Raw genomic sequence first — 15,451 nt, 5'->3', positions numbered from 1 at the left:
CTTTGCGCAACATCAAGACGACGCGACTCGACGCGGCAATATTCGCGCGATCTGCATTTATCGCTGCCGACGTCCGCTGCAATGCCGCGATCCGCAAATCAGGAAGACAAACATGGAAGACGGAAGCATCGTGCTGGTGCACGGCACCGGCGTGAGAATGAGCGCCTACCAGGCATCGCTGGCATTGGCCGAACGCACCGCGAAACAGGCCGGGATCGGCGCGAGGTTCGTGCCCTGCGCGTGGGGCAATGCGCTCGGCATCGATTTCCAGGGGTTGTCGCTGCCGCCGGATGCCCACACGGAGGAACGCGAACTAGAGCGCGAGGGCGAAGACTTCGCGCGCTGGTCATGGCTGATCGCCGATCCGTTGTGCGAACTGGAAAAACTGACCATCCGCGATCCCCACCGCGCGATGCCAGCGCCGCCTCCGGGTATCGATCCGCCTTGGCTGGCCGAATGGAAACGGATCGCGGCTTATCAACCGTCCGAAGGGATGCGGATCCTGTTCGAACGCGCTGGCCTCGACATGGCCGCATGGCAGAAAGCCTGGCATGCGGTCACCGCCGCCGATCTGATCGCGCGAACCGCCTTCCAGCGTTCAGCCCACGAACTCCCGGTAGCGGGCCAGGCACTCAGCCGCGCGGTCGTGGCGCAGCTGCTGCGCGATCTTCAGGATCGCGGCCTGCCGACGCCGAGCCGCAGCCTGCGCGATCGCATGGTGATCCAGTTGAATACCGATTGGGAAGTGCTCGTGCTGGCGCCGTCGGACTTCTTCGTGCGCGGACTCAAGCGGCTCGCGACCGGGGTGCTGAAGCGCTATCGCGACGGTCTCACCGACGCAATAGCGCCGTTCATCGGTGACATCCTGCTGTATCAGGCGCACGGCGAAGAGATCCGCCGGTTCATCGGCAACGAGATCCGCAACGCGCCCGCGCCGGTCACCGTGGTCGCGCACAGCCTCGGCGGTGTCGCCTGCTTCGATCTGTTCGCGCTGCCTGGCGCGCCGGAAATTGAGCGCCTTGTGACCGTCGGATCGCAGTCGCCGCTTTTCCACGAGATCGGCGTGCTCGCGTCGCTCGACTCGCGCCAGCCCTTGCCAGCGACGTTTCCTGACTGGCTCAACGTCTACGATCGCAACGACATGCTGAGCTACGTGGCCAAACGGCTGTTCCAGGGCGTGGAGGAATTCGAATCGGTGTCGGGCAAGCCGTTCCCGGATTCCCACAGCGACTACTTCGGCAACGACGCGGTGTGGGCCGAGATCAAGCGGTTCATGCAGCCGTGACGACGATCCGCGCGATGGTGGTCGGCATCGACCGCTACGAGGAACCAAACTGGAACGTGGACGGGCCGGTCGCCAGCGCCTGCGACGTCGCGCGCTGGCTGCTTGAATTGCCGGACGTGACGTTGCGGCTCGACCTGTTCGTCGATGAGGGTGCGGCGCTGGACGAGGACCTGCTCGCCCTGAAGGACAACGCGCGGTTCATCGTCCACTGCGAGACGTCGGCGCATACACTCAACCGCTTTGCGCGCGAGGGTCTGCCCAAGGACGCGCCGCCTGACTCGCACCTGTTCTTCTTTTGGGCAGGCCACGGCATGATCTGCAATACGTCCGACAAACGGATATTCGCCTGCGGCGACTACCGGAACGGACGGTCGGACGCCTTCTTCAACGCAAGCAACTTTGTCAAATTTCTGCATACGGCCGCGTTCAGCGCGTTTTCGACACAGATCGTGCTCGCGGACGTATGCAGCGTCCCTAGTGCCCAGGCGCAATTCACGTTTGAATCGCACGAGCCGGTCTGGTGGCCGCAGCAACTCGAGCGTTATGCATCGCTGGCTGGCGCGACCGCGAAGACGCCCACGGCCGGCGGCACGTTCGTGCGAACGGCGCTCGCGTTGCTCGGCGCGACGCCCGGCTATCCCCGCGATCTCGACAAACTGAGGGACGACTTCGACGCCGCAGGCCTTCGCGCCGACCCCAGCATGCATGGCGGCGTCGGCGGATCGCGCACGGCGTTGTTCGATTCCGCCTGGAAACTGCTGGACGGCGTCGATGCTCACGCGTTCTTCGGCCGTCACTACGAGCTCACGGTTGCCGATCTCGGCGTGCCGGCGAAGGCTCACGACCTCAGGTCGGCGCTGCAGGATCTGTGCGAGATGCGCGACATCGAGGGCGCCGTTCCGCATGGCCTGATGCAGTTCTTGATGCGCCTCGCCACGGTGAAGGAATTGTCAGCGAAGATCAGCGAATGGCTCGATCGCGAGGCAAAAGACCAGTCCTTCAGCCGCGGGAAGATCGCCGACAAGCTCAGGATGGAAAGCCGCCAGCGCGTGCTGCTCGTCGAGGTGGCGCGAACCGACGGCGACATCGGCTGGCTGAAGCCGTCGCTCTGTTTCGCGGACGGCTCGTTCGACCAGTCGCGCCCCTTCGACAAGCAGCCCGTGCGCGGCTGGAAGGCTTTCGAGACGGCCATGCATGCGCTTCTGACCGAGATCGAGAAGGATTGCCCGCTGGACGATATGCAGATCCAGTTCATCGTCGATCTGTCGCTGCTGGATCGTCCTTACCATCGACTCTCGGCGCCGAGCGGCAGCCTGCTCGGCCAGCAAGCCTGCGTGGTGGTGCGCGAGCGCAACCGCTTCTTCTCGGAGAATCCGAAGATCCTGAAGAAATGGATCGAGTACGCGTCGAGCCTGCGCAGCCAGAAGCCAGCAAAGGTCCGCTGGATCCGCATCGACGACGGGCCGAAGCTTTCCTCGGAGCAGGGCCTTTGCTTCGCCGGTTTCAGTCTGCCGCATCCCGTCGAGGGCGGTATGCGACCGGTGCCGGGCTTGGACGCGCTGAAGCGCGCAATCGGCCTCGGCGTGCCTTTCCTCTACATCCGGCACCTGCCGCCGCCGACGCCGGGCGAATGGGGTGATGTTGCTTGCGCGCTGCAGGCGTTAAGCAGCGAGCTGGGCAACCTCGAGGACTTCGTTGGGAAGTTTCACGACGAGCGGCTGCTCGGCACCGAGAACGCTCTCGACGCCTCGCTCCTCTGGGACGATCCTTCTTTCAGACCCTTTACGTATGCCTACGAGCGATAGGAACGACTGCCATGAATGCACCCACCCCGTCCCCTGACGCGGCGATCGACGGCGAACGCGACTGGAAAATTTTCACCGGCGGTGCGCCGCACGACGGCTTGACTACCCTGCCGCCACCGCCTCCGTGGCGTTTCGCGCACGCGCTGGCGCCGCTTGCACCGCCTGCCGCCGATCTCGCGGGCAGTGAGTCGGAAGCCCGCCGCGCAAGGCCGTTCATCGTCAGCGATCCGATGCGGATCGCGGTCAACGCCGCGCTGTATCTGCGCCGTCCGCTGCTGCTGACAGGGCGTCCCGGCACCGGCAAATCGACGCTGATTGCTAAGGTCGCGCACGAGCTGAGGCTCGGGGCCGTGCTGCGCTGGCCGATCAACTCGCGCTCTACGGTGCGCAGCGGTGTCTACGAGTACGATGCGGTGGGCCGCCTGCAGGCCGGACGCAACGAGCCGCCGGTGGAGCAATACCTCAAGCTCGGGCCGCTGGGGACGGCGCTGGTCGCGAGCGACTGGCCGCGCGCGTTGCTGATCGACGAGATCGACAAATCGGATCTGGACTTCGCCAACGATCTACTCAATGTCATCGAGGAAGGCGAATACGAGATTCCCGAGCTTCGACGGCTTGGCAAGGGCGACGAGCCGATTCCGGTCACAGACTTCGAAGGCAATACGGTGCCGATCGTCGGCGGCCGTTTGCAATGTCGGCAATTTCCTTTCGTGATGATGACCTCGAACGCCGAGCGTGAATTTCCGGCGCCGTTCCTGCGCCGCTGCGTACGCCTCGAGATCGAGCCGCCGGAGCCGGACGAACTGCTGCGCATCGTCGAGTCGCATCTCGCCGAACATGCCGGCGTGCTGGATCCGGCTGAAATCAAGGAACTCGTCGATCGCTTCGACAGCGATCAGCGCGAGAACCAGGACGTCGCCACCGACCAGTTGCTGAACGCGGTCTTCCTGACGGTGGCGATGAAGAACTTGCAGAAACGCAGGTTCAATAAGGAGGAACTGCTCGCGGTGCGTGAGCAGTTGATGCGACCGCTGAGCGGACAGGGCACGTGAGCCTGCAACGCTTTCTCGCGCGGCTGGAGGCGGCGAACTTCGACGCCGATGTCGAGCAACTGCTCGACGCTTTCTGGCTCGCGACCCAGGGCGTGAAGCTGTCGCTGGACGCGGTCGCGCCCGCCCGCAAGCACGCCCGAGCCGACGAGCCCGCGTCGGCGCGGGCGCCCGCCGATGCGGGCGAAACACCGTCGCAGCGCCCGGACCAGCGGCCGGCATCGGGAGAGAACTCGCCGGTTCCGGAGATCGTCGGCGACTCGGGGCTGCGGCTCGTGTTTCCGCGCATCACTAGCGACGAGTCCGCCGCGCTCGAACGGCCCGCGTCGCCGGTAATTCTGCCCGCCCCGCGCTCGCTGACGAACCGGCTAGCGTTGATGCGCGCGCTGCGGCCGCTGACGCGTCGCTGGCCGTCGCGTCAGTATCTCGATCTCGACGAGGACGGCACGGTTGACGCCTGCGCTCGCTTGTGGATGCACGAATCCGATCTCGTGATGCCGGTTTTCAAGCCGCGCCGTGAGCGCTGGTTCGACGTCGAGCTGGTGCTGGAAGACGACGGCGCGGCGCCGCTGTGGGAGGACATGCTGCGCGAGTTCGCCGCCCTGCTGCGCGAGACGGGCGCGTTTGGCCGCGTGCGGGAGTGGACCTTGCGCGTCGAGGGCGACGAAGGCATGCGCGCGGCGACGCTCGAGAACCGTCACGGCGTGCGCGCGCCGGTCGCGTCGTTGCAGGGCAAGGCGGCGCGCCGACTGATTCTGTTCGCCAGCAACGGCGCGTCCCGCCATTGGACGGACGGCGCGTACGCCAAGGTGCTGGTACCCTGGCTGTCCGACAGCTGCACGCTGCTGCTGCAACTGACGCCGACGGAGCGCTGGGCACGCAGCGGGCTCGGCGAGCCGCACGGCGTCGTGTCGACGACCGTTGCAGGCGCGCTGCCGCCGGCACTGGACATGCACCTGGACCGGTGGCGCATCGAGGACGACGAAGACGACGTGGACGCCACGCGCGCGGGCGAGACCGTCGCGTTGCCGGTCGCGCCGTTCAGCGCCGTTGGGCTCGCGCAATGGGCCGACATGCAGATGGCGCGAGGACGCCGCAACGCCGCGTATCGATTGCGTATGCCGAAGAAGTCGCGCGCGGCGCCGCCGGCCTGGATCAGCTCGGAGCGTCGCGACGATCCGACCGACGCGGCCGTCGCGCAGGCGTTGTCGCTGTTGAAGTATGAGTCGCCGAGCGCGTTCCGCCTCGCCGTGTTCCTGTGCACCAGTCCGTTCACACTGCCGGTCGCGCGCCTCGTGCAGGCCGTCAAGTTCGATTCGGCCGATCCGGGTCTGCTCGACGAGCTGCTGCGCAGCGGCGTGCTCGTGGCCTCGCAGCCGGGCGCCGCCGCCGACGATCGCGACCGGTCGTCGCGGTGGTATTCGGTGCGCCCACAGGCGCGCGAGCTGCTGCTGCGATCGCTGCGCGAGCGGGAAGCGCAGGAGATCGCCCGGGAGTTGCAGCGCCACGTGTCCCGCCACATCGAACGGCTGTCCGGCTCCGGTTCTAGCGTCCGCTCGACGCAACTGATCGCCGACGATGAGGGCCGCTTTCACTTGCCTGCGTGGGCGCAGCCTTTCGCGGACGTCGCGACGTCCCTGCTCGGGCTGCCCTCCAGCCAGCACGAAGCGCAGCGCCAGGTGCGCGATTTCCTGGAACGCGTCGAAAGCCGTGCGGCGCTGATCGTCGCCGACATCGCGGCGTCGGGCCGCCGACCTTCCGCCGAGACGATGCCAGAGTCGGCCTGGGAGGCGCTGTGCGCGGCGCGGCTGGTGCACCAGCGCGGCGACGGCAGTTGGGCATTCGCGCCCTACGCGCGCGATCTGCTGGCTTCGATCACGCCCAGAACGCCGCGCGACGACGTCGCCGACTGGCTCGAAATGGCGCTGGACATGCTGCAAGCGATGGCGCTCGCGTTCCACGTCTCGGCCATCACGGCGGTGAACGGCGAGCGCAATTCCAGCGTCCGCGATCTGCTCTCGGAATGGTCGGGCGAACGGCGCGCGCAGCTCGCGCACTGGCTGTACATGTCCGAGTACATCTTCTGGGGACCCACGCGCGAACTGCTGTTTACAGGTGAGGATCCGATCCGGCACTTCGACGTGGCCAAGGCGCGTGCCAATTACGAGCGCGATCTGACGGATGCCGAGAACTGGCTGGCCGGCACCGACGACGAGCCTTGGCGTTGGCATCGCGCCGTCGAGCGGCTACGGAACGCCGCCGGTCTGGCGCTGAAGCACGATCCGCAAGGATTCGAGAAAGCGACCCTGTCGGCGACGCTGCGCCTGTTGCGCGACTTCGCTGCCACGCCTATCGACGACGTGCTCGCCGATCACTACGGGCGCGACGAGCGCTTCATCATTCTACGGGCGCTGCGCGAGCGGGCGCAGCGCGAATCGTTGTCGGTCTACTACAGTCCGTTCTTCGAACGCTTCGGCACCGACGGCATGTCCGAGCTGGCCTTCAGCACCGATTACACGATCTATCTCGATCGCCTGATGTCGCTGTGGAAGGACGCGGTTGTCACTATCTTCGAGCGCTTGACCCCGGTTGCTCCGGACGTTCTAACGGTCGACTTTCCGGTGTCGCTGCAGGCTGTGGAGCGTGTCGCGAGGCGTTTCCCCGCGTACGGGATCCACATGGATTCGAGCGGCACCGACGTCGATATGGACGCCGGGCGCCAAGTCCGTTGGTCGATCTCGCGTACTGGTTATGTCGCGCTCATCGACGAGCTGGGTCAAATCGTCAGTACGGCGGTGGCGACGCGCCTTTCGCGGCCGCCGCGACGCCCGCGCGTGCTGTGGGTCGACGATCGCCCCGACAACAACGCCAATGAGCGCAACTACGGACTAGCGCAGGGCCAGCTGATATACGAACTCGCGACGACCACTGACGAAGGGCTGGCGAAGGCGCGCGAAGCGCTGTTCGACGTCGTGATCTCGGACATGGGCCGTCCGGGCGATTCGTCGGCGGGCTACACACTACTGAAGGCGCTGCGGCGCCAAGATAACTACGTTCCGTTCGTCATCTTCGCCATCGGGCGCAAGCCCGAGCACGTCGCCGCGGCGCTTCGCGCCGGCGCGATCGGCACGACGGATCATCACGGCGAGCTGGCGGCACTGGTGCTTCGCGCGGTCGGCCTGCAGGACGAGACGCTCAGGCGTCCGATCGACGAAAAATTGCTGCTGCAGTACACCGTATGGAAATTCCCCGGCATGGAAACCGCGGAGGAATGGAACAGGGAAGCGTTGCGCGATCTGTATCGCAGCCGCTTTGCGACGTTGCTGGATGTTGACGACGCTGTCGATCGCGCGTGGGAGGCTGTCGACGCCTATGCGCGCGAGCGACCGGACCTGTTCAGGACCGGCACCGATCGCCTCACGAAGTCGCTGGGATTCGTTAGCGCCCTGTTCCGCCGCCGTCACAGCTTCGAACGGGCCACGCTCGATGCCTTCACGCGCCACGCGCATCTTGTCCGGCCGAAGCGCAGTCGGGATTAGCACCGTTTGCAATCGATGACAGCGCAGACGATCGTGTCACTGCCAGTTCGACCCGCGTACACGAAGCTTACGCCGTTCGCCGCCGCGTGCAGAAGCGCATTGCCGGGATTCGGGGCCATGCGGCAGCGCGCACACTGAAATACTGCCGTTCTCGACCCGAAGCGGTTATTCGACCGCCATGCAACAACTGGCCGCTAGTGGCCGAACCTACTCCGACGACGACCGGTGACAACTGATCCGACGAATCCCGAAGCGCTCACTCTTTTTCGCGAAATTCGATGACTTCGATTTCGTTGCTTCCTCTAGAGATTTACCGCTTTCCCTTAGAGTTCCCCCAAAAAATCTCAGAGATGTCGTTCTGATTGAGACTCAGCGTGCCAGCACATTCGGCAAGAAGCGCATTGTCGAGACTCAGGGTTTCGTGTTGGAACGGTCTCATGTCTGCATTAATCTTTTGTGCAGTACCTATCCTAAAGCGGGCGAATTCGTGCGACGCTGACGCGCAAACACCACGTGAAAAGTAGCGCCAATTTGATCGCGACTCTACAACAAGCCGAGGATCCGAATTGATCTGTGTTGACCAAAAATGCCTACACAGCGCCTACACGGGCGGCGCAACAGAAAAAGGGCTTACATGCGTTCGCATGTAAGCCCTTGAATCTTTTGGTAGGCCGTACGGGATTCGAACCTGTGACCAACGGATTAAAAGTCCGCTGCTCTACCAGCTGAGCTAACGACCCAAAAGAGAAGCGAGATTATAGCGATAGCCCCCGCGAGCTGTCAACCCATGGTGGTTAGTCGAGATATCTGCACTTCAGATAGTGAAAAGCCCGAGGTATTGCTACCCCGGGCTTTCCGGCGAGAGGCGCGCGTGGCCGTTGATTTGGAAACTGCGTTGGAGACTGCGCAGCCACTGCGCGTTACATCAACTGCACAAAACGTGTACGACTACTTGATCTGCGACAGCTTGCTCTGAGCCGACTGCGCGACGTCCGAGCCGCTGTACTGCGCGACGATCTGCTCCAGCGTCTTTTTGGCCGCAGCCTTCTGGCCTTGCTCGAGTTGATTGTTCGCAATTGCGAGCAGCGCGTCCGGCGCACGCGGATGCTGCGGGTAGTTCTTCACCACACCTTGCCAGGTCGCCGTCGAGCCCTTGTAGTCACGCAGCGCATACAGTGCGTTGCCGAGCCAGTACTGCGCGGTCGGCTGGTAAGGGCTGTTCGGAAACTTGGCGATGAAGCTGCGGAACGACGCAGCCGCATTCTTGAAGTCGCCGTTGCGGAACTGCTGGGAAGCCGCATTGAACGAATCGGTTTCACCCGGCTGCACCTCGCCCTGGACGCCGTCCACCGTCTGTTGCTGCGGCTCGAATTTCTTCAGCCGCGTGTCCAGATCGGTGTAGTAGTCCTTCTGCTGTTTTTGCAGCGTGGTGAGTTGGTTACCCATATCTTCGTTCTGCCCACGCAACGTCGCGACCTGCTGATTCAGCTGATCGAGGCGGTTGGACTGATCGAGGATCGTGCGCTGCGCGGCCGACAGTTGGCTCGACAGGCTATCGGTCTTCGAACGCAGATCGAGAATGGCCTGACGGGCCTGATCGTCGTCGAAGATGCCCGCATGCGCGGGCACAGCCGTGAAGGCCGTCCCCGCGACGCAGGCCGCTGCGGCAAACCGCAGCCAGGAGAAACGATGCGTCATTCGGCTAGTCACCCGTTACTTACTGTTGGTACACGAGGTCGGCGCGGCGGTTTTGTGCCCACGACGATTCGTCATGACCGGTTGCTTGCGGCTTTTCCTTGCCGAGGCTCACGGCTTCCATTTCCGAGTCAGCCACGCCCATCAGCGACAGCGAACGGCGCACAGCTTCAGCACGCTTCTGGCCGAGTGCCAGGTTGTACTCGCTGGTGCCGCGTTCGTCGGTATTGCCCTGGATCAGGACGTGACGTTGCGGATGGCTCTTCAGGTATTGCGCGTGTTGTTGCAGCAGCGATTGATAGTCGTCCTTGACCGAGTAGCTGTCGAAGTCGAAGTAGATGCTGCGCTTGGCGAGCGGGCTGTTCGGATCGTTCAGCGGATCGACGTTGACCTGAGCGACATCAGTCGGATTCGGTTGCGTCGAAACTGCGCCACCCTTGTTAGCGTTTTCGTCGAGCTTGACGCCCGAGTGACATGCTGCCAGCGCACCGACCATCAATACGGCAAATGCGAAACGAAGTTTTGACGTCATTTTGTTACTCTCCTTGTGTTATTGCATCAACGTTACTGCATAAACGGGCCCCAGGATGGCTCGCGTACGCTGCCACCCTGAACGGACAGGACCTGCCGAGTGCGACCGTCGGTCGATACTGCGGCCAACACGCCACGGCCGTTCACCTGTGTGGCGTAAAGAATGTACTGACCGTTCGCCGCGAAGCTCGGCGATTCGTCATGTGTGGTGTCCGTCAGACCCGTGGCCGTATTGCCTTGCAGGTCCTGGATATAGAGCTTGAAGCCGCCGCCGACACGCGAGATGTAAGCGAGCTGCTTGCCGTCCGGGCTGACGCGCGGGCTGGTGTTGTAGTTGCCCGTGAAGGTCACGCGTTGCGCGGCGCCGGCGTTCTCGCCCTGAGCCGACATCTTGTAGATCTGCGGCTGGCCGCCACGGTCGCTGGTGAAATAGATCGACTGGCCGTCGGGAGAGAAACACGGTTCAGTGTCGATCGAACTACCTTGCGTCAGTCGCCGCAGGCCGCTGCCGTCCGCATTGACGGCGAAAATCTGTGTGTTGCCGGTGCGCGAGAGCGCGACGGCCAGCGTGCGGCCATCCGGCGACCACGCCGGCGCACTGTTGTTACCCTTCTGGTCCGATACGACCACGCGACGGCCCGTGGGCAGATCGTGGATGTAGACGATCGGCTTCTTCTTTTCAAACGAAACGTAAGCGACCTTGGTGCCGTCAGGCGACCATGCCGGCGAGATGATCGGCTCGGGGCTCGACAGCGCGATGTGCGCGTCCTGGCCATCCGAATCGGAAATCTGCAATTGATAACGGCCGCCCGTCTTGATGACGTACGACAGGCGTGTGGCGAATACGCCGCGGCCGCCCATCAGCTTCGCGTAGATATAGTCCGCGACCTTGTGCGCGCTCATGCGCAAGCCGCTTTCCGGGCTCACCAGCACGAGGCCGCCGAGGCTTTCGCCCTTGACGGTGTCGTACAGTTTAAAACGCACTTCATACTGGCCGTTGGGCAAGCGGTTCACGCTACCCGAGACGAACGCGTTGGCGCCCTTGGCTTTCCAGCTGCCGAGGTCGACGGAATCGGTTTCCGCGACCGGCGTGCTGCCCGCGTCGATATTCGTGAACTTCCCGCTGCGTTGCAGATCCTGACGCACGATCGTGCTGACCTGCTGCGGCGAATTCGCTTCATTGGCGAAATTTGCCGTTGCGATCGGAAACTGGGTGGACCCGACGCCCGTCACGAGGACGTTGAGCTGGGCATTGGCGGCGCCGCCGACGGCGATCAGGCACGACGCTACAAGTGTCCGCAGGCCTAGCTTGGTCATCAAACTCATGCTGAATGGTTTCCCCAAAAACGGTTTTACTAACACTTCATGACAGCAGAGAGACCCGAAAACAACTAATTCGTTCCCGGGCGCGCCGCGCCAGGCGGGGCGCGGGGTCTGCTGTCAACTGACTGTCAAATTGTTGCCATCAACCGGCCGGGCGCAAGGTGATCTTGAAGCTGGTCGGTGTTTTTCCGTCGATGTCCTGAGGCATCGGATTGGAACGCTGGACCGCTCGCAGTGCCGCATCGTCCCACGCCGGGTTGCCGCTGCTGCGTGCAATCTGCGCGTCCAGCAACGTGCCTGTCGGCGAGCAGCGTACGGAGATGACGGTTTCCAGACCCTCCGTTTCGCCACCCCACGAGATGTTCGGGCGCACTACACGACGCACCTTGTCCGCGTACCCCGGCGACGCTGCCGTACCACCCGAACCGCTGCCCGTGCCGCTCTTCGCCAGCCCATTGCCGGTCGAGCCTTCGCCGCCCGCCGAACCTTGCATCTGGGCAAGCCGCGCGCGACGTTCCGCATCCAGCTTCTTCGCTTGCGCCGCCGCATCGGCCTGGGCCTTGGCTTTCGCCGCTTTCTGCGCATCGGCCTTCTTCTGCGCGTCAGCTTGGGCCTGCTCCTGCTGCTGTTGTTCTTTCAACTGCTGCTGCTTTTGCTGATCGGCCAATTGCTGCTGCTTCTGTTTCTCGGCCTGCTGCTGCTGTTGCAACTGTTTCTGCCTGGTTGCGGCTGCTTTTTGCGCGGCGAGCTGCGCGGCCTGATCGGCCGCCAGTTGCTGTTGGCGCTTCGCGTCGGCTTCCTGCTGGGCTTGCAGCTTCTGCTGACGCTGCTGCTCGGCCAGTTGCGCCTGGCGGGCTGCTTCCTGTTGCTGGCGTTTCTTTTCCTGCAGCGCGATATCGGCCTGTTCGTCCGGCAGCGGCGGCGCGGGGGCGACCGGCACGGGTGGCGGAGGGGGCTGGCGCGGGATCGCCGTGTCGGGCACCTCGGTCCATAGTTCGGCTTCCGCGCCGGCCGGCGTGCTGTTTTGCCACTGAATGCCGTGGTACAGGAAGAATCCGAGCAGCGCATGCATCACCAGCGCGAACGCAAAGGCTCGCCCGGTGCCGCGTTCACGCGGTGGCTGGAGCGGGTATTCGGAATTCTTGCGGATCATTGCGATTTGACGAGCAATCCAACGCGCTTGACGCCCTGAGCTTTCAGCTCGGACATCACGTTCATCACGACTTCGTACTTCACGGTCTTGTCGGCAGCGATCACGACCGGCTGGTCGGGATGCGATTGCGCGCGGTCGGCGATGAAGCCGTTCAGATCGGCCTTGGTCATGTCTTCCTGCTGCTGCGCGCCGGCGTCGTCCTTGTATTTGACGCTCATATTGCCGTCCGCGCGGATGTTCACGATCACGGGCGGGGTTTGCTGCTGAGGCGCGGCGCCGCCGACGGTCGGCAGATTGACGATCGACGGGGCGACGAGCGGCGCGGTCACCATGAAGATCACGAGCAGCACGAGCATCACGTCGATGTACGGCACGACGTTGATGTCGGCCATGGCGCGGCGCTGACGGCTGCCGCGCATGCTTGAGGAAGAGCCTGCCATCGTGGACTCCTTACTGTGCCTGACGCTGAAGGATGTTCGAGAACTCTTCGATGAAGGTCTCGAAGCGGATCGCCAGACGGTCGATGTCGTGCGCGTAGCGGTTGTAGGCGACCACGGCCGGAATCGCGGCGAACAGGCCGATCGCGGTGGCGGTCAGCGCTTCGGCAATGCCTGGGGCGACGTTCGCAAGCGTAGCCTGCTGCACGTTGGCGAGGCCGCGGAATGCATTCATGATCCCCCACACCGTGCCGAACAGACCGATGTACGGGCTGACCGAGCCAACCGACGCAAGAAACGCCAGATTTGCCTCGAGCACGTCCATTTCACGTTGGAACGCGGCGCGCATGGCGCGGCGTGCGCCGTCAAGAATCGCCCCCGAATCGTTCAGGCGCTTTTCCTTGCCTTTCAGGAATTCGCGCATGCCGGACTCGAAAATCCGTTCGAGTGCGCCGATCGTGTGGCGGTTGTTCGCCGCGCTCTGATAGAGCGCCTGCAGGTCGCCGCCCGACCAGAAGTCGCGTTCGAAGCGTTCAGTTTGCGCGCGCGCCCGGCGGATCGCAAACCACTTGCGGAAGATAAAAGTCCACGACAACAGCGACAGCAGAAGCAGCAGCGCCATGACGGCCTGCGCCAGCAGGCTCGCATTGAGTACGAGTGAAACGATCGACAGATCTTGTGTAGTGTTCATAAAGGTTCGTTTTAACGTCCCGGAAGGGGGCGTCCGGCTGCAAGGTCACTCGAAGCTTGCCGTGAGCAAAACGGAAGCATCGGCGATATTGCAAGCCGAACCATGCTTTGTGTTGCTAGATCGATATGAGTTCACTGGCCCCGTAACAACGGGGTTCAGTCGTTGTCCGTTGACATACCGCCGCCATTCACGCTCGGCCCCCGCCGCAAAGCAGCGAGAACCGGTGCAGGAATCGCGGCCGGCCGCAGCGCAATGCGCTCGACGCAACCGACCCGGATGGCGCCGCTGGCAAGCAGCGTATCGTCACGCCATGCTTCCTGCGCAAAATCAACGGATGCGCGGCCCAGACGCTCGATCCGGCTTACCACATTGACGACATCGTCGAGCCGGGCCGGCGCCCGATAGTCGATTGCGGTGCTGCGAACGATGAAGATCGCGTTCGCTTCGTCGGCGAGCCGGTTCTGGTCGACGCCGCACGCGCGCAGCCATTCGGTGCGCGCCCGCTCAAAAAATTTCAGGTAATTCGCGTAAAACACGATGCCGCCGGCGTCGGTATCTTCGTAATACACGCGGATTGGCCACGTGAAGCCGATTTCCGTGCCGGGCTGGCTGGTCGACATATTCATGCGGCGCATTTTACCGGAACGCACACCCCGAGGTCTGTTTCAAGATGTGCGCCGCGCCTGGCGGGCCTCAGCGGGAATTTCAGCCGCGCTGGACCGACAAAGCGGAGAACGATTGCGCCACCGGCATCAGCTCGATCGTGTTGATGTTGACGTGGGCAGGCCGGGTGGCGATCCAGTAGATCGAGTCGGCGATATCTTCAGGTGTCAACGGTTGTACGTTCTCGTACATTTTGGCCGCTTTTTCGTCGTTCCCGCGGAAACGCACGTTCGAAAACTCGGTGCCGCCGCACAGACCCGGCTCGATGTTGGTTACGCGCAATGCCGTACCGGTCAGATCGGCGCGCAGATTCAGACTGAACTGGTGCACGAACGCCTTGGTGGCGCCATAGACGTTGCCACCCGCATACGGCCAGCTGCCGGCCGCCGAGCCCAGATTGAAAATGTGGCCGCGGTTGCGCTCCACCATGCCGGGCAGGAGGGCGTGCGTGATCTGCACGAGGCCCGTGCAGTTGGTCTCGATCATGGTGTTCCATTCGTCGAGGCTCGCCCTTTGCGCCGGTTCGATGCCGAGCGCAAGCCCGGCATTGTTGACGAGCACGTCGAGCGCGGCGAAATCGGCGGGCAGCGAGGCCGGCACAGCCTCGACGGCGGCGCGGTCGCGCACGTCGAGCTCATACGGCAGGAGCGCGTCGCCAAGTTCGTCTGCGAGTGCCTGCAGGCGGTCCTTGCGGCGCGCAGTGGCGACGACACGATGGCCGCCTTTGACGAAAGCACGAGCGATAGCGGCGCCGAATCCTGCGGACGCTCCGGTAACGAACACGATCATTGCAGTTCCCTGGTTGGTAAGAGAGAAAGGTCCCAAGCCTACTTCCAATGCGGCGCTGCGGCAAGGATGAACCAGCCGTACGAACGGCTGGGGCAGGGACGCACCACGGGCGCCGGGCGAGCGTTCATCGGGCATCGGCGCGCCGGTTGCGGCGCCGCCGCAACCGGTTTCGCGAGCGCCCGCGGGGCCGACAGGAAGCCGGTTGCCTATTCGATCCTCTTCCAATAAACTAACGCGCTCATCCCTGCGTGACTGGCGATAGAACCGATTCAAGCAATCGGGTTCAAGGTGGAACAACCCACCGTGAAGCGCAGGGTGCCGTTTTGCCGTTCGCCTGGGCAGCCGTGATCCGCGCGCATTTATCTGCGCTGCCGGTGGCTGTCCTGCCTCGCGTGTGCGGCGAATCTCTATCCGCCACGTCAGGGCTGGCCCAGCCGCCAGCAGCGCTGCGTACCCTCTACGCAAGATTCGGCGCACGATCCGGTCAACCT

General features: G+C 63.7%; 12 protein-coding genes, 1 tRNA gene and 1 riboswitch. Of the genes, 4 read left to right on the top strand and 9 right to left on the bottom strand.

Annotation, left to right across the window (positions count from 1 at the left end; all coding sequences use genetic code 11):
- Positions 1–112 precede the first annotated feature (112 nt).
- The 4 genes from PQR67_RS24130 to PQR67_RS24115 are packed head-to-tail and all read left to right on the top strand — an operon-like array spanning position 113 to position 7,678.
- Positions 113–1,285: a hypothetical protein gene (locus PQR67_RS24130; protein WP_408464811.1), complete on the top strand. Its 1,173-nt coding sequence runs from the start codon at positions 113–115 to the stop codon at positions 1,283–1,285.
- A complete protein-coding gene (locus tag PQR67_RS24125) occupies positions 1,282–3,090 on the top strand; it encodes a VMAP-C domain-containing protein (protein WP_408464809.1) in 1,809 nt (602 codons plus the stop codon). The genes PQR67_RS24130 and PQR67_RS24125 overlap by 4 nt, the downstream gene beginning before the upstream one ends.
- An 11-nt stretch (positions 3,091–3,101) precedes the next feature.
- Positions 3,102–4,142: an AAA family ATPase gene (locus tag PQR67_RS24120; protein ID WP_408464807.1), complete on the top strand. Its 1,041-nt coding sequence runs from the start codon at positions 3,102–3,104 to the stop codon at positions 4,140–4,142.
- Complete coding sequence (locus PQR67_RS24115) at positions 4,139–7,678, top strand: SAV_2336 N-terminal domain-related protein (protein ID WP_408464805.1); 3,540 nt, start codon at positions 4,139–4,141, stop codon at positions 7,676–7,678. Before PQR67_RS24120 ends, PQR67_RS24115 begins: the two co-directional genes overlap by 4 nt.
- 664 nt (positions 7,679–8,342) lie before the next feature.
- Here the strand turns inward: PQR67_RS24115 and PQR67_RS24110 are convergent.
- From PQR67_RS24110 to ydfG, 9 genes are all read right to left on the bottom strand, one after another.
- Positions 8,343–8,418: transfer RNA gene (locus PQR67_RS24110), tRNA-Lys, on the bottom strand.
- Between the two features lie 208 nt (positions 8,419–8,626).
- On the bottom strand, positions 8,627–9,376 hold the full coding sequence (gene ybgF / locus PQR67_RS24105; RefSeq protein WP_408464803.1) for a tol-pal system protein YbgF: 750 nt from the start codon (positions 9,374–9,376) through the stop codon (positions 8,627–8,629).
- Positions 9,377–9,395: 19 nt separating this feature from the next.
- Positions 9,396–9,905: a peptidoglycan-associated lipoprotein Pal gene (pal, locus tag PQR67_RS24100; RefSeq protein WP_408464801.1), complete on the bottom strand. Its 510-nt coding sequence runs from the start codon at positions 9,903–9,905 to the stop codon at positions 9,396–9,398.
- A 32-nt stretch (positions 9,906–9,937) separates the two neighbouring features.
- Positions 9,938–11,230, bottom strand: coding sequence for a Tol-Pal system beta propeller repeat protein TolB (gene tolB / locus PQR67_RS24095; protein WP_408464799.1), 1,293 nt, complete (start codon positions 11,228–11,230; stop codon positions 9,938–9,940).
- A gap of 139 nt (positions 11,231–11,369) precedes the next feature.
- Positions 11,370–12,380, bottom strand: a complete 1,011-nt coding sequence (tolA, locus tag PQR67_RS24090; protein ID WP_408464797.1) for a cell envelope integrity protein TolA — start codon at positions 12,378–12,380, stop codon at positions 11,370–11,372.
- Positions 12,377–12,820, bottom strand: a complete 444-nt coding sequence (tolR, locus tag PQR67_RS24085; protein ID WP_408464795.1) for a protein TolR — start codon at positions 12,818–12,820, stop codon at positions 12,377–12,379. Before tolR ends, tolA begins: the two co-directional genes overlap by 4 nt.
- Before the next feature lie 10 nt (positions 12,821–12,830).
- On the bottom strand, positions 12,831–13,508 hold the full coding sequence (tolQ, locus tag PQR67_RS24080; RefSeq protein WP_012431821.1) for a protein TolQ: 678 nt from the start codon (positions 13,506–13,508) through the stop codon (positions 12,831–12,833).
- Positions 13,509–13,663: 155 nt separating this feature from the next.
- The gene (gene ybgC / locus PQR67_RS24075) at positions 13,664–14,143 is read right to left on the bottom strand and encodes a tol-pal system-associated acyl-CoA thioesterase (RefSeq protein WP_408464793.1); all 480 of its coding nucleotides are present in this window, start codon (positions 14,141–14,143) and stop codon (positions 13,664–13,666) included.
- A 70-nt stretch (positions 14,144–14,213) separates the two neighbouring features.
- A complete protein-coding gene (gene ydfG / locus PQR67_RS24070) occupies positions 14,214–14,960 on the bottom strand; it encodes a bifunctional NADP-dependent 3-hydroxy acid dehydrogenase/3-hydroxypropionate dehydrogenase YdfG (protein WP_408464791.1) in 747 nt (248 codons plus the stop codon).
- 238 nt (positions 14,961–15,198) lie between these two features.
- A riboswitch (ZMP/ZTP riboswitch) is annotated at positions 15,199–15,307 on the top strand.
- The last annotated feature ends 144 nt before the right edge of the window (positions 15,308–15,451 follow it).

The organism is Paraburkholderia fungorum, assembly GCF_046026025.1.
Lineage (GTDB): Bacteria > Pseudomonadota > Gammaproteobacteria > Burkholderiales > Burkholderiaceae > Paraburkholderia > Paraburkholderia fungorum_E.
The sequence above is the reverse complement of the archived record's forward strand: the minus strand, read 5'-3'. Positions and strand labels throughout refer to the sequence as shown.